18 protein-coding genes are annotated in these 17,912 nt (G+C 33.9%); 5 read left to right on the top strand and 13 right to left on the bottom strand.

Annotated elements, in window-relative coordinates:
* Positions 1–6 precede the first annotated feature (6 nt).
* From murC to mraZ, 11 genes are all read right to left on the bottom strand, one after another.
* Positions 7–1,362, bottom strand: coding sequence for a UDP-N-acetylmuramate--L-alanine ligase (murC, locus tag HNQ03_RS00960; RefSeq protein WP_173777760.1), 1,356 nt, complete (start codon positions 1,360–1,362; stop codon positions 7–9).
* A complete protein-coding gene (gene murG, locus HNQ03_RS00955) occupies positions 1,362–2,468 on the bottom strand; it encodes an undecaprenyldiphospho-muramoylpentapeptide beta-N-acetylglucosaminyltransferase (protein ID WP_173777759.1) in 1,107 nt (368 codons plus the stop codon). Before murG ends, murC begins: the two co-directional genes overlap by 1 nt.
* Positions 2,469–2,561: 93 nt before the next feature.
* Positions 2,562–3,803 carry an FtsW/RodA/SpoVE family cell cycle protein gene (locus HNQ03_RS00950; RefSeq protein WP_173777758.1) on the bottom strand — a complete coding sequence of 414 codons (1,242 nt, stop codon included), beginning with the start codon at positions 3,801–3,803 and terminating at the stop codon, positions 2,562–2,564.
* A 33-nt stretch (positions 3,804–3,836) separates the two neighbouring features.
* Positions 3,837–5,174, bottom strand: coding sequence for a UDP-N-acetylmuramoyl-L-alanine--D-glutamate ligase (gene murD / locus HNQ03_RS00945; protein WP_173777757.1), 1,338 nt, complete (start codon positions 5,172–5,174; stop codon positions 3,837–3,839).
* Between the two features lie 350 nt (positions 5,175–5,524).
* Positions 5,525–6,766, bottom strand: a complete 1,242-nt coding sequence (mraY, locus tag HNQ03_RS00940) for a phospho-N-acetylmuramoyl-pentapeptide-transferase (protein ID WP_173777756.1) — start codon at positions 6,764–6,766, stop codon at positions 5,525–5,527.
* 34 nt (positions 6,767–6,800) lie between these two features.
* A complete protein-coding gene (locus HNQ03_RS00935) occupies positions 6,801–7,166 on the bottom strand; it encodes a hypothetical protein (protein ID WP_173777755.1) in 366 nt (121 codons plus the stop codon).
* 6 nt (positions 7,167–7,172) lie between these two features.
* Positions 7,173–8,633, bottom strand: coding sequence for a UDP-N-acetylmuramoyl-L-alanyl-D-glutamate--2,6-diaminopimelate ligase (locus HNQ03_RS00930; RefSeq protein WP_173777754.1), 1,461 nt, complete (start codon positions 8,631–8,633; stop codon positions 7,173–7,175).
* A gap of 60 nt (positions 8,634–8,693) precedes the next feature.
* A complete protein-coding gene (locus HNQ03_RS00925) occupies positions 8,694–10,682 on the bottom strand; it encodes a penicillin-binding transpeptidase domain-containing protein (RefSeq protein ID WP_173777753.1) in 1,989 nt (662 codons plus the stop codon).
* Positions 10,666–11,031, bottom strand: a complete 366-nt coding sequence (locus HNQ03_RS00920; protein WP_173777752.1) for an FtsL-like putative cell division protein — start codon at positions 11,029–11,031, stop codon at positions 10,666–10,668. Before HNQ03_RS00920 ends, HNQ03_RS00925 begins: the two co-directional genes overlap by 17 nt.
* A gap of 1 nt (position 11,032) precedes the next feature.
* On the bottom strand, positions 11,033–11,938 hold the full coding sequence (rsmH, locus tag HNQ03_RS00915; protein WP_173777751.1) for a 16S rRNA (cytosine(1402)-N(4))-methyltransferase RsmH: 906 nt from the start codon (positions 11,936–11,938) through the stop codon (positions 11,033–11,035).
* 30 nt (positions 11,939–11,968) lie between these two features.
* On the bottom strand, positions 11,969–12,436 hold the full coding sequence (gene mraZ / locus HNQ03_RS00910) for a division/cell wall cluster transcriptional repressor MraZ (protein ID WP_173777750.1): 468 nt from the start codon (positions 12,434–12,436) through the stop codon (positions 11,969–11,971).
* A gap of 248 nt (positions 12,437–12,684) precedes the next feature.
* Between mraZ and HNQ03_RS00905 the strand changes: the two genes are divergently transcribed.
* Genes HNQ03_RS00905 through HNQ03_RS00895 form a run of 3 tightly spaced genes read left to right on the top strand, consistent with a single transcriptional unit; the run spans position 12,685 to position 14,522 of the window.
* Positions 12,685–13,446 (top strand): alpha/beta fold hydrolase, encoded by a 762-nt coding sequence (locus tag HNQ03_RS00905; protein WP_173777749.1) that lies wholly within the window; start codon positions 12,685–12,687, stop codon positions 13,444–13,446.
* Between the two features lie 10 nt (positions 13,447–13,456).
* Positions 13,457–14,080 carry a ribosome biogenesis GTP-binding protein YihA/YsxC gene (gene yihA / locus HNQ03_RS00900; RefSeq protein ID WP_173777748.1) on the top strand — a complete coding sequence of 208 codons (624 nt, stop codon included), beginning with the start codon at positions 13,457–13,459 and terminating at the stop codon, positions 14,078–14,080.
* Positions 14,073–14,522, top strand: a complete 450-nt coding sequence (locus HNQ03_RS00895; RefSeq protein WP_173777747.1) for a GNAT family N-acetyltransferase — start codon at positions 14,073–14,075, stop codon at positions 14,520–14,522. The genes yihA and HNQ03_RS00895 overlap by 8 nt, the downstream gene beginning before the upstream one ends.
* A gap of 103 nt (positions 14,523–14,625) precedes the next feature.
* On the opposite strand, the gene msrA is transcribed toward HNQ03_RS00895, so the two are convergent.
* Together msrA and HNQ03_RS00885 are read right to left on the bottom strand one after the other, a co-directional pair.
* Positions 14,626–15,180 carry a peptide-methionine (S)-S-oxide reductase MsrA gene (msrA, locus tag HNQ03_RS00890; RefSeq protein ID WP_173777746.1) on the bottom strand — a complete coding sequence of 185 codons (555 nt, stop codon included), beginning with the start codon at positions 15,178–15,180 and terminating at the stop codon, positions 14,626–14,628.
* A 46-nt stretch (positions 15,181–15,226) separates the two neighbouring features.
* Positions 15,227–16,189 (bottom strand): ROK family protein, encoded by a 963-nt coding sequence (locus tag HNQ03_RS00885; RefSeq protein ID WP_173777745.1) that lies wholly within the window; start codon positions 16,187–16,189, stop codon positions 15,227–15,229.
* A gap of 110 nt (positions 16,190–16,299) precedes the next feature.
* Here HNQ03_RS00885 and HNQ03_RS00880 point away from each other — a divergent pair, with 110 nt between their 5' ends.
* Positions 16,300–16,833, top strand: coding sequence for a hypothetical protein (locus HNQ03_RS00880; RefSeq protein ID WP_173777744.1), 534 nt, complete (start codon positions 16,300–16,302; stop codon positions 16,831–16,833).
* 226 nt (positions 16,834–17,059) lie between these two features.
* Positions 17,060–17,908, top strand: coding sequence for a beta/alpha barrel domain-containing protein (locus HNQ03_RS00875; RefSeq protein ID WP_173777743.1), 849 nt, complete (start codon positions 17,060–17,062; stop codon positions 17,906–17,908).
* Positions 17,909–17,912 lie beyond the last annotated feature (4 nt).

Genomic DNA, 17,912 nt, shown 5'->3' with positions numbered 1-17,912 from the left:
TTAAACTCAAACCTTCATCCAACTCAAAATCGGGTCATACAAAGTGTCTATATTTCCTGCGCCAACTGTAAGTACAATATCAAACTCTTTCTCTTTAATTTTCTTTAATGCATCTTCTAATTTTAAATTTACTTTTTTGTCTAAATCAATTTTTTCTAACAACCATTCGGATGTTATTCCCTCAAAATTTTCTTGCAATTCTCTCGCAGGGTAAATATCTAAAAGAATCAACTCATCACTCTTGCTCAAACTTTCTGCAAAGCCATCTGCAAAATCTCTCGTTCTACTGAACAGATGAGGTTGAAAAACAACCAACAATTTCTTGTCTGGATAAAAGGTTTTTATAGAACCGATAACCGCATTCAATTCTGTGGGATGATGCGCATAATCATCTATATAAATTTTTCCGCTGTCAAATCTATGTTTTGTATATCTTCTCTTTATCCCTTTAAAACTCGCAATTCCTTTCTTTAAAACCGATAATTCTACACCAGCTGTATTAAGCAGAGCGATAGCCGCAGTTGCATTCTCTACATTGTGAATTCCTGGAATCTCCCAAGAGAAATCTTTGGTTGTTTCTGCTTCTGTATGAAAATCAAATAGAATTGTATCGCCTTCCATTCTTAAATTATCCGAATAAAAATCTGCCTTCTCATTGACTGCATAAGTCTGGAATTCTCCCTTTATGGAAGTTCCTTTTCTCACAAATAATTGCTGTTTTTTTGGCAATAAATTTGCAAATTCTTGAAAGCCTTCTTCTATAGTTTCCACATCACCGTAAATATCCAAATGGTCTGCATCTGTGGAAGTTACGATTGCCCAATCTGGCGAAAGCGTGAGAAAACTTCTATCGTATTCATCTGCTTCTACTACAGAATATTCGTTGCCGCTGTGATAGAAATTGCTTTGGAAATTTTCTGAAATTCCGCCTAAAAAACACGAAAAATTCAAACCTGCTTCCTTGCAAAGATGTGCCACCAAGCTGGATGTTGTTGTTTTGCCATGAGTTCCTGCAACTGCGATGCATTTTGTATGTTCGGTAATTAAACCGAGAACTTTTGCTCTTTTTAAAACGGTGAATTTATTTTCCTTAAAATAATCTAGAATTTCTAAATTTTTGATTGCAGGTGTATAGATTACTAAAGTGTTTTCTGGGCTTAAATTTTTAATTTCTTCGGTAATTTCACCTTGAAAATGCACAGAAATTCCTTCCTCTTTTAATTTCAGGGTTAGTTTTGTCTCCGTTTTATCGTAGCCCAATACATTTTTGTTGGATGCATAGAAATACCTCGCCAATGCAGACATGCCAATTCCTCCGATTCCCACGAAGTAAAAATTTTGAAAAGAGTTTAAGTAGGTCATTATTTCAGTACGGTTTTTAAAATTTCGTCCACTATTTCTTTTGTAGCCTCTGGTTTACCCAATTTTTTCAAATGATTGGCTAGGTCAGATCTCAAGGTTTCATTATCTATTATTTCTGTAAGAACATTCCAGAATTTCTCTGGCATTTCTTTATCAGTGATCATTTTTGCGGCATCATTTTCTACCAAAGACATTGCATTTTTGGTTTGATGATCTTCTGCTGCATAAGGAAAAGGTACTAAAATTAAAGGTTTGCTTGCAACTGCCAATTCTGAAATCGCAATTGCCCCAGCTCGTGAAACAATAATATCTGCCGCGGAATATGCCAATGCCATGTCTGAAATAAACTCCTTTAGAATAATTGATAATTGATGCTTGATGATTGATTCATTTTTACTCAAATCATTATACTCCGTTTTTCCGGTCTGCCAGATCAATTGAACGTCAAGCTGTTTTAAATTTTCTAAATTTTGCAGCCAAGCATCATTTAAAGTTTTGCTTCCTAAAGATCCACCGACAGAAAGTATGCATAGTTTTTCTGGATCTAGACCCATTTTTGTTTTAGCTTCCTTTGTATCTTTTAAGCCTGTAATAATATTTTCTCTTATTGGATTTCCAAGATAGTGCGTTGTGGTTTCAGGGAAAAAATGTCCCATCTTTGGATATGCGGTGAAAACGGCTTTTGCTTTTTTAGCCAAAAACTGATTGGTCTTTCCCGGCAAAGAATTTTGTTCTTGTAGAAAATATGGAATTCCCAATCTTGAGGCCATAAATAGGGAAGGAGCAGAAGCAAAACCTCCTGTGCCAACAGCAAAATCTGGATTGAAGTTTTTGATCGTTGATTTTGCATTTTTCAGGCTTGAAAATATCTTAAACGGTAAGGAAAGATTTTTCATCATATTTCCTCGATTAAAGCCTGCGATATTTAATCCCACAATTTTGAAACCTGCCTGTGGAACTTTTTCCATTTCCATTTTTCCATTGGCGCCAATAAATAAAAATTCTGCATCCGGAAATCTTTTCTGGATTTCTTGTGCAATCGCGATCGCCGGGAAGATATGTCCTCCGGTTCCGCCGCCACTCATTAGAATTTTTAGTTTTTTCATATTACATTCCATAGGATAAATCTTATGGTTATTGTTGTTTCATCCCTTCGGGATTTATGCATATTTATTTTTAATATCAATCATCAATTATCGTCAAGCAATATCATTGATTTCCTCTAAATTTTGTTTTTTTCCTATTCCTTCTTCATCATAAATTTGTATTCTAGAACTTACATTTAATATTAAACCTAATTGAATGTAAGTAACTAGCATTGAGGTTCCTCCATAACTGATCAATGGTAAAGGTTGACCTGTAACGGGAATTAAATTTACTGCAACGGCTATATTTACTGCAATTTGCACAAAAATCATTACTCCCATTGATAGCACCAGTAAACTCCCAAAAAATGCGGGCATTTTGCTGGCAATCATCACAATTCTAATGATCATTATTAGATAAGCTCCAATTAAAAACATGGCACCAAAAAGTCCGTATTCTTCTACAATTATTGCGAAGATAAAATCTGATGCAGATTGCGGAAGCATTTGTTTTAAAGCGCTTTTTCCCGGTCCAATTCCCGTGATTCCACCATGAACAATCGCTGCTTTTGCTTGCATAGATTGATAGTTTTTGGCTTTCATGGCTTCTGTTTCTACATCGTTTGCTTTTGTTTTTGTAGATGTAAAAGTTTCTATTCTGCTCACCCAAGTGTGGATTCTATTTCCACCAATCATATTTGTATTCAAAGCTACAAGAATGAATAATGTTGTAGATATAAATGCTACGGAAATAAAGCCTGCAATATATTTTTTGCTAAATTGACCGATGAATAATACCGCGATGGAAACCATCATAATCATCAAAGCTGTAGATCCATTGTCTTTTGCAACCAAGAAAAATATGGCGAGAATTGGGCCGAAAACTAGTAAAAGATTTTCCCAAGGTGCTCTTTCCGTTTTTATTTTTTTGGTTAAATATCTGCAGAGATAAATGATCAACATCAAATATGCGAAAGATGAGGGTTGGAATGAGAAAGGTGTTCCAGGAATTTTCAACCATCTAGAAGCACTTGCACCATCAATCGTTTGTCCGCTGAAAAATGTGATGACCAGTAATCCTGCCATAAAAATGAGCATCATTAAGCTCAATTTCCCGATGTGCTCGTATTTTACAGTGCCTACAATTCTTGTAACGACTAAACCGAGCAAAACAAAAAAGCTGTGTTTCAAAAGTACGCTGCTTGTTGTGCTGCCAGTATTAACGATATATTCCAAATTTGAACTCGCAGAATAAACGGGGAAAATTGAGAAAATAGAAATCACAATAATGATGATCCAAAGGATTTTATCGCCCTTTAGATATTCAAATTTGTTTTCTGTAAGTAGGTTTTCCATTTTTAAAGTATCGCAATTATGCCGTCGCTTTTTTTAGATATTAATTAATTTTTTCACTTCATTTTTAAACTGATTTCCGCGGTCTTCATAGTTTTGAAATAAATCAAAACTTGCGCAACACGGCGAAAGCAAAACAGTATCTCCTTTTTCTGCAACAGTTTCCGCCACTTGTACTGCTTCCTCCATGCTAGAAGTGCTGTAAATAAGGTCTTTTTTATCTTTAAAGAAATCTATAATTTTCTGATTATCAATTCCCATACAAACAATGGCTTTTACTTTCTTGTGTACCAATTGCTCTATTTCTGCATATTCATTGCCTTTGTCTACGCCACCTACAATCCAAACTGTTGGGTTTTTCATGCTTTCTAATGCGTAGTAAGCTGCATTTACGTTGGTAGCTTTGCTATCATTAATATATTTCACTCCAGAAATTTCTGCAACTTCTTCTAAACGATGTTCTACCGCTTGAAAAGTCATCAAAGAATTTCTTATACTTTGGTCGCTGATATTCAATATTTTACCAGCGATGGAAGCTGCTAAGCTATTGGCAATATTATGATTTCCGACCAAAGAAAGTTCTTCTACATTCATAGAGAATTCTTGTTGCAGTTTTACAAAAATTTTATTTTCTGTAGCATAAGCTCCTTCTTTCACCTTTTCTTTTAGGGAAAATGGAAGCATTTTGGCTTTTATAGCTAATTTTTGAAGTAAGTTTTCGCTCATTTCATCATCTTTATTATAGATGAAAAAATTATCATTTTCCTGGTTTTCTGCAATCCTGAATTTCGCCAAAGCATACTCTTCATAGTTGTAGTTGTATTGGTCTAGATGATCTTTGCTTAAATTCAACAACATAGAAATCATCGGTCTAAAATTTTGAATATCGTCTAGTTGGAAAGAACTAACCTCCAAAACATAAAATTCATGATTGCCTTCTGCAACCATTTTCGCAAAACTTTTGCCGATATTACCGCCTAATCCAACATTGAAACCGTCATTCTTTAAAATATGATAGATTAAAGATGCTGTTGTAGTTTTTCCATTACTTCCTGTAATCGCGATGATCTTTGCATTCGTAAACTCTGAGGCAAATTCTATTTCAGAAGATAATCTAATTCCTTTTTGCTTAATTTTAAATACAATATCTGCTTTTTTCGGAATTCCAGGACTTTTCACAATCCAATCTGCGGCAAGTATTTTTTCTTCGTTGTGGTTTTCTTCTTCAAAATCTATATTATTTTCCTGCAGTAGTTTTTTGTACTCAGGTTTGATGATACCACGATCTGAAAGAAAAACTTCAAAGCCTTTCTCTTTCGCTAGATAAGCTGCACCAAAGCCGCTTTCTCCTCCTCCTAAAACTACTATTTTCATATAATAATGCTATCCCTTCGTTATAATAATGTCATCCCATTGGGATTTGCTATTTTTCATATTCCCATAGGATAAACCCTATGGCTTATTTTGTTTCATCCCTTTGGGATTTTTTCGATGGAATAAATTCCACCGTTTTAATATCGATCGTTCCTTTATTTAAATCCAGATGATAAATCATATGGCTAATATTGTTTCATCCCTTTGGGATTCTTTATTTTGATCTATTCATTCTATATCATTAAACATCTTGCAGCCCGACTTGAGTGGAATTCCTTTTTTGAAAAAAAAGAATGGGAACGGAAGGCGGATTAAGCTGCCCAAATAATTCTAATACTTGACTTTATAGTTTATCTTACTTTTAATGTTATCAGGCAAATAATGGCGAATAAAACACCCATTATTATCATTCTATTTACAATTTTGCTTTCATGATATCCTTCTTTTTGATAATGATGATGAAGTGGCGACATCTTGAAAAGCCTATTGTTTTGAGCATATTCTAACCCAAATTTTTTCTTACGGTATTTAAAAACCACTACTTGAAGCATTACCGATAGATTTTCTATTAAAAATATACCGCATAATACGGGAATGAGCAGTTCTTTTCTTAAAATTATTGCTAAAACTGCGATTACTCCACCCAACATTAAACTTCCGGTATCTCCCATGAATACTTGTGCTGGATAGGTATTGTACCAGAAGAAACCGATAACTGCTCCCACCAAAGCTAAGGCGAATATGGTGGTTTCTCCCATGTTGGGCAGAAACATGATGTTGAGGTAATCTGCGATAATTAGATTTCCCGAAATATAAGTGAAAAATGCGAGTGTGAGCAGTATTACGGTGCTTGTTCCTGCTGCCAAACCATCTATTCCGTCGGTAATATTTGCACCGTTTGAAACTGCCGTCACAATGAAAATTACGAAGGGTATAAATACAATCCAAGACCATTTGTCTGCATCTTTTTCGCTCATCCAAAAGAGAATTCCGCTATAATCAAACTCATTGTTTTTCACAAATGGAACGGTGGAAACGGTGGCTTTTTCTGCCGGCATAAAGTTTTGCTCTACATTGTTTCTATTGATGACTCCTGCATCTGCATATTTTCTTTTGATGGTAATATCTGAATGGAAATACATCGTAATTCCTACAATTAAGCCTAGACCAACTTGTCCAATAATTTTGAATTTTCCGCTTAAGCCATCTTTGTTGTTTTTAATTTTCTTTAGATAATCGTCTACAAAACCTATTGCTCCCATCCAAACTACGGAAACCGTTAGTAAAATAATATAGATATTGGTAATTTTTGCAAAGAGAAAAACAGGTATCAATGTTGCCAAAATGATGATAAGTCCGCCCATTGTTGGTGTACCTTCTTTCTGTTTTTGACCGTCTAAACCAAGATCTCTCACGGTTTCGCCCATTTGTTTTCTACGCAAATAGTTGATTATTTTTTTACCATAAACCAATGCAATGATCAACGAAAGCAAAACTGCCATCGCTGCACGAAAGGTGATAAAACGAAACAAACTCATCCCCGGAATATTGATTCCGTGTTGATTGAGGTATTCGTAGAGGTAGTATATCATATTTGATTATTGATGGTTGATAAATGATGATTGATTATAAATTATACATTTTTGTAAAAACATCGTTTCTGTATTTACAAATTGAATCTACATTCTTTTCAGGATTTTTAAATAATAATCGAAATCCGCCAAAAGGTTCATCGTATAACTTTAAAATTTCATTTTTGTAAATAGTTTCTTTATTAATATCATATTTTTCGCAAAGACATAAAGCAACTTCTACTTTTGCGTTTCCTTCTGAAACATCTAAAAATCCAGGTTCAGGTTTTTCTACCGTATAAGTTGCCTCGCAATCTAAAATTTCTATTTTTTTTAGAAATGAATAATTAAATACAAATACTACTGCTCCAATTAGAAAAATTGAAGAAAGAATTATTAATATTTTTTTCTTTGTATTCATTGATATTTATTTTCCCATTTTCGCTGCCAGTTCCAGCAAAACTTCCTTATCGTCAAAATGATGTTTTACACCATCGATATCCTGATAAGTTTCATGTCCTTTTCCCGCAACTAGGATGATGTCTTTTGGTTCGGCAAATTTTATAGCCATTTTTATAGCTTCTTTTCTATCTGGAATTGAAGTGTATTTGCTAAAATTTTGAGGATCAACTCCTGCTTCTATTTGCTTAATAATTTCTGTAGGATCTTCCGTTCTTGGATTATCTGATGTGATGATTGCCAATGTAGATTTTGAACTGGCGATTTTTCCCATTTCTGCGCGTTTTGTGGTATCACGATCTCCGCCACAACCAAAAACGGTGATTAATCTTTCGTTTTTGCTGCGAATTTCGTTGATGGAATCTAATACATTTTCCAAAGCATCTGGAGTATGCGCATAATCTACCACGAAGAAAATTCCGCCTTCGGATTTTAATAATTCAAACCTACCGGAAACTCTTTTTAATTGGGAAATACTTTGCAAAACATCTACCTCATCAAAACCTAACTCCACCGCAATTCCGAATACTAGAAGCAAATTATACACATTGAATTTACCAGAAAGTGTGCTCCAAAATTCTTTACTATTAAATTGTAAAAGCATCCCGTTGAAATCTGCTTCCATTAATTTTCCATGATAGTCTGCCAAAGTTTTCATCGCAAAAGTTTTCACGGTGGCTTTGGTATTTTGTACCATTACGTTGCCATTCTTATCATCAATATTTGTGATGGCAGTTGCTTCTGGAGATAGATTGTCGAAGAATTTCTTTTTCGTATTTAGATATTCTATAAAAGTTTTGTGATAATCTAAATGATCATGTGTGATATTGGTGAAACCTGCGACTGCGAAATTCAAACCTTCGGTTCTATATTGGTCTATTCCGTGGGAACTTACTTCCATTACAGCGTACTCGCAGCCAGAATCTACGGCTTTTCTCAAAATTTTATTGAGCGTAATTGCGTCTGGTGTTGTATGTGTAGATGGAAATATTTCTTCATCAATTCTATATTCTACCGTAGAAATTAAGGCAGATTTATGATTTAATAATTTTAATAGATCAAAAAGTAGAGTAGACGTTGAGGTTTTGCCATTTGTACCCGTAATTCCTATTAATTTTAAATTTTCTGTAGGATTTCCGTAAAAATTTGAGGCCAATCTTCCAAGAGATTTTGCCGTATTTTTCACCTTAATGTAGGTGATTTTTTCATTTAAATTTTGTGGTAATTCTTCACAAACAATTGAATTTGCGCCCTTTTCTATCGCTGAATCAATGAAAGAATGTCCGTCTGAAACAGAACCAGAAATAGCTACATACAAAGAATCGGCGACAACTTTTCGGCTGTCGAATTGGATTTCAGAAACTTCCCGTTGTATGTTTCCGTGAATTTCTAAAACTGGGATTCTATGTAAGATTTTTTCTAATTGCATATCATTAATTTTCATCAGGCGATGCCCAATCCTATTCATTTTGCCCTTTCAGGCATTTTTTTAATTTAAACTTAAATATATTCTCTGGTTTTTTTTAATAATAGTTCCAACCACGGGAAATTGCTCTTTTATCTTTCCAACACCTTTATATTCAACTCGATATCCTAAATTTTCTAACTGTGGAATAATGTTTTTTCCAACCAAGCCAACCAAACTAGGCATTTGATTTTGTTTTATAGAAATTTTCTTATTGGGATTGGCAATTTTCTTTAAGTCTATTTGTTTGTCTACCAGCATTTCTTTTTCCACATTTTGTGGTGTTTTCAAAAATGTTTTTCCGGCAATTTCCTTAAAAACTGGTGCTGCAACTACAGAGCCATAAAAACCTTTAGAATTATCTGGTTGATTAACCATCACAATACAAGTATATTTGGGATTGTCTGATGGATAAAATCCTGCAAAAGAGGCTTGATATTTCATCGGTCCTGGTTTCCAATATTCAAATCTTGCAGTTCCGGTTTTTCCTGCCATTTTCAAATTTGGGGTAAAAATACTTCTTGCAGTTCCTTTTTCTACAGCTTTTGTAAGCGCATTCGTCATCATCGTAATTGCGTTTGCAGAAGCCATTTTTTGTACCATTACTTCTGGTTTTGCCTCGTGCAGAATCTGGCCGTCTTTCATTATTTTATCAATGAAAATTGGTTTTACCATGGTTCCATTGTTGGCAATTCCGTTGTAGAAAGTGGTGAGTTGTAGCATATTAAATCTGGAAGCGTAGCCATAAGCCAAAGAAGCTAATGTTGCGGCATTCCATTTTTTATTATCTGGCGTTACGATATAAGGTTTTGTAACTCCTGGAAGTTCAATGTCCATTTTGTCGAACATTTTCCAGCGTTTTAAGTGATCTAGAAAAACTTGTGGTTTGTCTGCATAAAATTTAGTAATTAATTTTGCGGAGCCAACATTGCTGGATTTTGCAAGTACATCACTTATTTCATAGGTTCCACCACCATGTCCATCGGAAATTCTCTGTCCGGCATAAGTCCAAACGCCATTTCCAACATTTACTGTTGTATTTTCATCTATAAAACCATCATCCATTGCTGCCAAAAGTGAAACCGTTTTGAAGGTAGAACCTGGTTCGGAGGCATCTTTCATCGCATAATTATAAGCATCGATATAAATTCCTGGTTCGGTTCTGCGCAGATTGACCATGGCTTTTATTTTACCCGTTTTCACTTCCATTACCAAAACGGAACCGTGAACAGCATCAAAATTGATCAATTGTTTTTCTAAAGCAGAGTGTGCAATATCTTGAATTCTCAAATCTATTGTGGTGTAAACATCTTGCCCATCGATTGGCTCTTGGGTTTTCCAATAATCTATAGGTTTCCATTGGCTAGAATTTACTCGTTGTTCCAATCTTTTTCCATTTATACCGGTAAGATATTCTGAAAAAGCACCTTCTAGACCAGATTTGTATTCGCCATTATCCATGCCAATAGTTCCTGTACCGATTTCTGAAGTTGCCAATTCTCTTTTGAAATTTCTATCAACTATAAAACCTCCACGATTTTTTCCTTTTTTAAATATGGGAAATTTTCGAATTCTATCGTATTGATCAAAGTCTAAACCTTTTACCAAGCCATAATATTGATTTTCCTTTTTCCTTTGTGCGTCAAAAATTTGGCGGTAATAATTTCTTGGTTTGCCAAACATTGCACTCATAGAATCCGCAAGTGCTGCAACATTGTTGGTGTAGGTTGTATCTCGTATGATTTTGAAATCTAAAAAAATATCATATCGCATTACTGTTGTTGCAAGTATGGAACCATCTGCAGCATATAAATTTCCACGAGCAGCTTTTAGGGTCGCTTCGCGGTAATTATTGTTGATGTAGTCGTTTTGAATTTCTTCCACATTCGTATTTTGCAAACGAACTATTTGAACCAAAAAAACCACAAAAGTAACTATCGCTACTCCTGCAAAAAGGTATCCCCATTTTAAGGTATTTTTTCTTTTTAGTTCAAAATCATTTTGGTTTTGCATCTTTGCTGTCTAATTTTATCAATAATTTGTGTGGATGGTTTTCTAGTGGTATCAAAGAATCTAAAACCATTTCTTTTCCTAGTTCAGATTCCATTTTTACTTTTATCAATCTACTTTGTGCGTATGCATTTCTAGATTTATATTCTTCTGCTTGCTCTTTTAAATTATTTACAATTTCTATTTTTTGATTGACTAAATGATTGCTGTATATAATAATCAACATCAAAACAAAAAGCAAAAGATAGAGTTTGTAGTGAGATTTTATTTCATCTCTATTTAAAAAATTCCCTTTAAATATGTCTATCAAAGTTAATTTCTTAGGAGCTTTTTTTATATTTCTTTTCGCCATATTATTTGGCTTTATTCACTTTTATACCAATTCTCATTCTTGCACTTCTTGCTCTCGAGTTTTTTTCAATTTCCAACTCGTCTGGCATTATTGCTTTTGTTTGCAGTAGGTTGAAAGATTTTTCAAAATTTCCAAAGATATCTCTTGCAGGTTCGCCTTCGAACATTCCGTTTTTCAAAAATCTTTTTACCAGTCTATCTTCCAAACTATGGTAAGAGATTACAGCCAATCTCCCTTCTGGTTTCAAAATATTATAAGATTGCAAAAGCATTTCTTTTAATGCTTCTAACTCTTGATTTACCTCTATTCTTATTGCTTGAAATATTTGTGCAAATACTTTATTTTGTTTGTGAGCTGGAATAAAGCTGAATAGATTTTTCAAATCTGCCGTTGTTTCTATCTTTTTTTCTGCTCTTTTGGTTACAATTGTTCTTGCCATTTTTCTGGCTTCTCGCAATTCTCCATAATTATATAGAATATCTGCTATCTGTTCTTCTTCAAAACTATTGAGTATTTTTTTTGCATCTAATGGTTGTAGTACATTCATTCTCATATCTAAAGGTGCAGAATCTCTTATAGAAAAACCACGCTCCAACTTATCAAATTGGTGAGAAGAAACTCCTAGATCTGCCAAAATACCATCTACTTTTGGGTATCCATACATCGTCATAGAATTCTCTAAAAATCGAAAATTTTGATTAATCAAGGTAAATCTAGAATCTTCAATTTTATTTTCTAAAGCATCTAAATCTTGATCAAATGCGAAAAGTTTTCCTTTTTCAGATAATTTATTTAGTATTTCTTTGGAATGTCCACCTCCACCGAATGTACAATCTACATAAATACCATCTGGATTGATAACCAGATGCTCTACGCTTTGATGCAATAAAACAGGATCGTGATACATTTTTATTTTTTTTATTTTTAAAACTTTACTTTAAATTTCAATTTCAATTTCACCTCCGCCCATCACTTCTTCTGCAAGGCTAGAAAAATTTTCTACATCTGCAGATATTACTCTTTCGTAGGCTTCTTTGTCCCAAATTTCAAAAAAATCTCCCGCACTTGTTAGCACGATTTCTTTTTCCAGATTTGCAAATAATGTGAGGTCTTTGGATATTTGAATTCTACCTGCTCTATCCAATTCTGCAGTTTTCACTCCAGCTGTAAAAATTCTAATAAAATCTGCGTTTTTCTTTACAAATCTGTTTAGTTTATTTACTTTTTCCATCATTAAATCCCACTTGCTCAAAGGATAAACCTCCAAACAGGATTGGAACACAGCACGTTTTACGACAAAGGTATCATCGCCAAAACCTTCCATCTGCTTTGCGAGCAAAGTAGGGATTTTGATGCGACCTTTATCGTCTATCTTACATTCAAATGTGCCAATGAAATTTCTCATTTGGGACAAATTTATAGAAATATTTCTATATTCTCCCACTTTCTCCCACTTTTTCACTTAATGTGAATAACTTTTATATTTTTTGTATCTGGAATGGTAACCAATTGAGGTGTAAATAGTTGTATTACTATAAATTAATATCATATTATTTATTAGTTATAGAAAAAAGAATTATATTTATAAAATTAATAAAAGTACCAAGAGATTTAGGTATTAATTGTATTTTTACCAACTTGTAGAAGGCTTATATGCTATTAAAAAAGAAAAAACATAAAAATTTTGGTTTCATCTCCAAAGGGGAAGGTGAGCCTATTGTCCTGTTGCAAGGATTAATGGGTGGTTTAAGTAATTTCACTAAATTGATGGATTACTTTGCGGAAAGAGGATATAAAGTTTATTTCCCAGATTTACCAGTGTATGATATGTCGATATTGAACACGAATCTTACCACTTTAGCGAAATTTGTGGCAAAATTTATCGAAGAAATTGTAGAAGAACCGTGCACAATCGTAGGAAATTCTATGGGCGGTCATGTAGGTTTGATACTTACATTAGCTAGACCAGATTTGATAAAGCGAATGGTACTTACAGGAAGTTCTGGCTTATATGAAAGAAGTTTTGGAGATAGTTTCCCACGGAAAAGTGATAGAGCTTATATTCAAAAGAAAGCAGAAGAAGTATTTTACGATCCTTCTGTAGCAACACAAGATTTGGTAGATGAGGTTTTTGCTGTAGCAAATGATAGAGGGAAAGGAATAAAAACCGTAATGCTTGCAAGAAGTGCAGTAAAGCATAATATGGAAAAGGAACTTCACAAAATTACAACTCCTACCTGCATTATTTGGGGAAAACAAGACAACGTAACACCTCCAGATGTTGCCACAAAAATGAATGCATTAATTCCAAATTCAGATCTATTCTGGATTGATAAATGTGGACATGCAGCAATGATGGAAAAACCAGACGAATTTAATCAAATATTATACGACTGGCTAAAAACTAAAAATTAAAACAAATTCTATGGTCATAAAAACAACGGAATTTGTGAAAAGCAGCCAAAGATGGCAAGATTGTCCGGAAGGAAATAAGCCAGAATATGCTTTCATCGGAAGATCCAACGTAGGAAAATCTTCACTCATCAATGCGATGATGAATTCTAAATATCTTGCAAAAACATCACAAACACCCGGAAAAACACAGTTGATTAATCACTTTTTAATCAACGAGCATTGGTTTCTCACAGATTTACCAGGATACGGATATGCAAGAGTTTCTAAAAGTACAAGGAAAGACTTTGAGAAGATAATCACCAATTATATATTAAATAGAAATAATTTGGTAAATCTTTTTGTGTTGGTAGATTCTAGATTGGCGCCACAAAAAATAGATTTGGAATTTATACAGTGGTGTGGTGAAAGTGGAGTTCCTTTTAGCATTGTCTTCACGAAAGCAGATAAATTGAAACCAAATACCGCGTTGAAAAATGCAGAAATTTATCATGAAGAACTTCTAAAAACCTGGGACGAATTGCCAGATACCTACATTACTTCTGCTGAAAAAAAGGAAGGAATGGACGATATCTTGAATTTTATAACGGACACAAATTTAATGTTGGCTCAAAATAAAGTTCATTTTGATGAGTAATATTCTATGGAAATTAAAATCTTTTGAGCAATTATTAACCGAAGATTTATACAAAATTATCAAAGCGAGAATTGATGTTTTCGTAGTGGAACAAAATTGCCCATACTCAGATTGTGATGATGCAGATCAAGTTGCTTTGCATCTTTGGGCAGAAGAAAATGGAAAAGTAGTTTGTTACTGTAGAATTTTTCCCGAAAATATAAAATATGCTGAAAGTTCTATCGGCAGAGTTTTAACAACAGAAATTGGCAGAGGTAGAAACCTTGGCAGACAAATGATGAAATATGCAGTTGAAGCTGTAGAAAATAGACTTCATACTTCAAAAATTCGTATTTCTGCTCAGGATTATTTAATTCCTTTTTATAATGAATTTGGCTTTATAGCAACAGATAAGAAATATTTGGAAGATAATTTGCCGCATACAGAGATGTTTAGAGAATGAATTTTCAAGCGAGACGATCTACAAAATACCTATCTAAAATTTAAATAAAAAAAATTCCTGAACAATTTTGTTCAAGAATTTTTTTTTGTAATCTATACGAGAATTATTCCGCTTTCAACCAGCCCAAATCACCAAAATGTTTTTTAAACTTTTGAATTTTTGGTCCTACTACTGCGCTGCAATACGGTTGGTTTGGATTTACTTCGTAATATCCTTGATGATAAGTTTCTGCCGGATAGAACACATCTAATTTAGAAATTTGCGTCACATATTTCCCGTTCCATTTTCCAGTTGCTTCAGATGCTTTCATGGCAGCTTCCGCTTTTTCCATTTCTTCGGCATCTTGGTAGAAAATTGAAGATCTGTACTGTGTCCCGATATCATTTCCTTGTCTATTGAGTTGTGTAGGATCATGTAAGAAATAGAAAACCTCCATCAATTGCTCGTAAGAAATAACATTTGAATCATAAGTTATTTCTACAACTTCTGCATGACCTGTATTCCCGCTACAAACTTCTTCGTAAGTAGGATTTTCTGTCAATCCTCCAGCATAGCCAGAAACTGCTTTTTCTACTCCATTCAACATATTGAAGCAACTTTCTACACACCAAAAACATCCACCGCCAAAAACAACGGTTTGTATATTATTATTTTTCATTTTTGTTAATAAAATTTTAAGATTTTTTAAATTTTAAAATTAATTTTTACCAAACCAATGCACTTGCTCCTAAAATTGCAGCATCTGCTTCATCTAGTTCACTAAAAATTAATTTTACTTTTCCGCGAAAGATGGGTAGCAAATTGTGTTCCATGTGCATTTTTGTTGGTTCTATTAGAAAATTGCCAGCTTTTATAACACCACCGAAAAGCAAAATAGCTTCTGGTGAAGAAAACATGACAAAATTTGCCAATGCTTCGCCTAAAATTTGCCCTGTATAACGGAAAACTTCAATAGCTGTTGCATCACCTTTCACAGCACAATGGTGAACTGTTGCTGAACTGATGTCGTCTTCATGAAATTCATTCAACATAGAATTTGGGAATTCTGCACGCAGTTTTTTTGCAGTAATAGCAATTCCTGTTGCAGATGCATATGCTTCTAAACATCCGTGAGATCCCGTACTCCAATGTTCTCTTCCATTTGGTTTTACGATGGTATGTCCAAGTTCTCCAGCAAAGCCATCATGTCCGTAGATTAATTGTCCGTTTGCTATTATGCCACTTCCAACTCCAGTTCCAAGGGTAATCATGATGAAATCTTGCATTCCTTTGGCAGCTCCGTACATCATTTCTCCAAGTGCAGCTGCATTTGCATCATTAGTTATTTTGCAAGAGTAACCAAATTTCTTAGTAATCATTTCTGCGAATGGTATTATACCCTTCCAGTTTAAATTGGGCGCATGCTCTATTGTGCCATTATAAAAGTTGGCATTTGGTGCACCTATGCCAATTCCTTTAAAATTTTTGCCAACTTCGAAATTTTTCAAAAGGGGTTTTATTTTAGAATGCAGCGCATCTACAAAATCTTCTACGTCTTCATAATCCGTAGTTTTCAAAGTTTCTTTTGATAGTATTTCTCCACGATGATTTACAATTCCAAATTTAGTATTGGTTCCACCGATATCTATACCTAAAGCGAGCTCGTTTGAAAGATTTATTAACGACATTTATTTTTATTTTGGAGTAAAAAGGTACAATTTTTTTGTCTTTAAATATTTAATAAAATTTTATTTATTCAAAATTAATTACTTTTGATGATAATTAAAAAAACAAAAAGATGAAAATATTAATTTCAGTATTGCTTTTCGCATCTAGTTTTATTTTTGCGCAAATAGGAACTTCTACAAGATTGGGCGGCGAAAATTCTAAATGGACTTTTGGTGGTTCTGCTGGTTTAGGCGGCTCATTTGGAAATGGTGGCGGAACAAATATTTATGTAACGCCAAGAGTTGGGTATCTGGTTTCTGAAAATTTTGAAACAGGTTTGGCAGGAAATCTTTCTTGGAATAATTCTCAATTCGTATCTTCTACCATTATCGGTGTTGGTCCTTTTGCGAATTATTATTTTGCGAGAACGGCTTACATTTCCACTCAATTTCAACAGTATTTTATTAGCTCTAAAGATAAATTTTCAAACAATAAATATTCTACCGAAGAATCTGCCTTGTATCTTGGTGGTGGCTATATGCAAAGTTTGGGAAATGGAATATATATGCAAATTGGCGCACAATATAATGTGCTATATGATGCGCAAACCTCTATTTTCAATGGTGGTTTTGTGCCAAATGTTGGGATTGTTGTTGGTTTGTAGTCTTTTATCTAATTCATTAAAAAATGATAAGATAGATGCCTAAATTTCATTATTTTTATTGAAATCATTAAACCTTTTTCTTCTTTTTGGTATCAATAGGCATATTGGAGATTAAAAAGAGTGGTATTGTAGAAGTTTGCGAAGGAGGCTTAATGCATTAAAATTCTTTTTTATTTCCAGTTTCTTAAATTTAAAAAAATAGTATCTTTACGAAAATCAAAATTAAATGTTTCTCACAGAATGTCCTAGAGACGCGATGCAGGGTTGGAATGATTTCATACCAACGGCAAAGAAAATAGACTACATCAATGCATTGATGGAAGTAAAATTTGATGTGTTAGATTGTGGTAGTTTCGTGTCTGCCAGAACAATACCACAAATGGCAGATTCTGGCGAAGTGCTAGATAATATAGACAAAAGTCTTTCTAATACACAACTATCTGTAATAGTTGCAAACTATCGTGGTGCGGAAAAAGCGATGATGCATGAGCAAGTAGATATAATGGGTTTTCCGTTTTCTATATCAGAAACTTTCCAGCAGAGAAATACGAACAAAGGGCAGGAAGAGGCTTTTGCGGATGTTTTGAAAATAAACCAATTGGCGAAAGATGAAAATAAATCTTTAAACGTTTATTTATCTATGGCCTTTGGAAATCCGTATGGCGAAAATTGGGATATAAAAGAATTGGATTTTTGGACAGAACGCTTTTACGATGCTGGTATTCAAAATGTTTTGATTTCAGACACAACCGGCACAGCAACGACAACACAAATAAAGCAGGTTTTTACAGATTTACTAGCTAAATTTCCAGAGTTGAATTTTGGTGCTCATTTCCACAATAAGTATGAAGAATCTTACCCAAAACTAAAAGCTGCTTATGATGCGGGTTGCCGTAGTTTTGATAGTGCTATAAAGGGAATTGGTGGTTGTCCTTTGGCGACGGATGATCTCACAGGAAACATGCCGACGGAAAAAGTTTTTAATTTTATGAGCCTTGAAAAGATCGATATTCGCCAAAATTTATTGCATTTTGAGAGAGCATATAATTTGGCGAAAGATATTTTTCATTTCTAAAATT

It is taken from the genome of Frigoriflavimonas asaccharolytica, from assembly GCF_013294015.1.
In the GTDB taxonomy this organism is placed as follows: Bacteria; Bacteroidota; Bacteroidia; order Flavobacteriales; family Weeksellaceae; genus Frigoriflavimonas; species Frigoriflavimonas asaccharolytica.
Note: the sequence above shows the minus strand (reverse complement) of the source record. Positions and strands in the feature narration are given on the sequence as shown.

Coding starts and splice junctions, on each gene's coding strand:
- murC (WP_173777760.1), bottom strand. CDS start 1,362: ATGACCTACTTAAACTCTTTTCAAAATTTTTACTTCGTGGGAATCGGA.
- murG (WP_173777759.1), bottom strand. CDS start 2,468: ATGAAAAAACTAAAAATTCTAATGAGTGGCGGCGGAACCGGAGGACAT.
- HNQ03_RS00950 (WP_173777758.1), bottom strand. CDS start 3,803: ATGGAAAACCTACTTACAGAAAACAAATTTGAATATCTAAAGGGCGAT.
- murD (WP_173777757.1), bottom strand. CDS start 5,174: ATGAAAATAGTAGTTTTAGGAGGAGGAGAAAGCGGCTTTGGTGCAGCT.
- mraY (WP_173777756.1), bottom strand. CDS start 6,766: ATGATATACTACCTCTACGAATACCTCAATCAACACGGAATCAATATT.
- HNQ03_RS00935 (WP_173777755.1), bottom strand. CDS start 7,166: ATGAATACAAAGAAAAAAATATTAATAATTCTTTCTTCAATTTTTCTA.
- HNQ03_RS00930 (WP_173777754.1), bottom strand. CDS start 8,633: ATGCAATTAGAAAAAATCTTACATAGAATCCCAGTTTTAGAAATTCAC.
- HNQ03_RS00925 (WP_173777753.1), bottom strand. CDS start 10,682: ATGCAAAACCAAAATGATTTTGAACTAAAAAGAAAAAATACCTTAAAA.
- HNQ03_RS00920 (WP_173777752.1), bottom strand. CDS start 11,031: ATGGCGAAAAGAAATATAAAAAAAGCTCCTAAGAAATTAACTTTGATA.
- rsmH (WP_173777751.1), bottom strand. CDS start 11,938: ATGTATCACGATCCTGTTTTATTGCATCAAAGCGTAGAGCATCTGGTT.
- mraZ (WP_173777750.1), bottom strand. CDS start 12,436: ATGAGAAATTTCATTGGCACATTTGAATGTAAGATAGACGATAAAGGT.
- HNQ03_RS00905 (WP_173777749.1), top strand. CDS start 12,685: ATGCTATTAAAAAAGAAAAAACATAAAAATTTTGGTTTCATCTCCAAA.
- yihA (WP_173777748.1), top strand. CDS start 13,457: ATGGTCATAAAAACAACGGAATTTGTGAAAAGCAGCCAAAGATGGCAA.
- HNQ03_RS00895 (WP_173777747.1), top strand. CDS start 14,073: ATGAGTAATATTCTATGGAAATTAAAATCTTTTGAGCAATTATTAACC.
- msrA (WP_173777746.1), bottom strand. CDS start 15,180: ATGAAAAATAATAATATACAAACCGTTGTTTTTGGCGGTGGATGTTTT.
- HNQ03_RS00885 (WP_173777745.1), bottom strand. CDS start 16,189: ATGTCGTTAATAAATCTTTCAAACGAGCTCGCTTTAGGTATAGATATC.
- HNQ03_RS00880 (WP_173777744.1), top strand. CDS start 16,300: ATGAAAATATTAATTTCAGTATTGCTTTTCGCATCTAGTTTTATTTTT.
- HNQ03_RS00875 (WP_173777743.1), top strand. CDS start 17,060: ATGTTTCTCACAGAATGTCCTAGAGACGCGATGCAGGGTTGGAATGAT.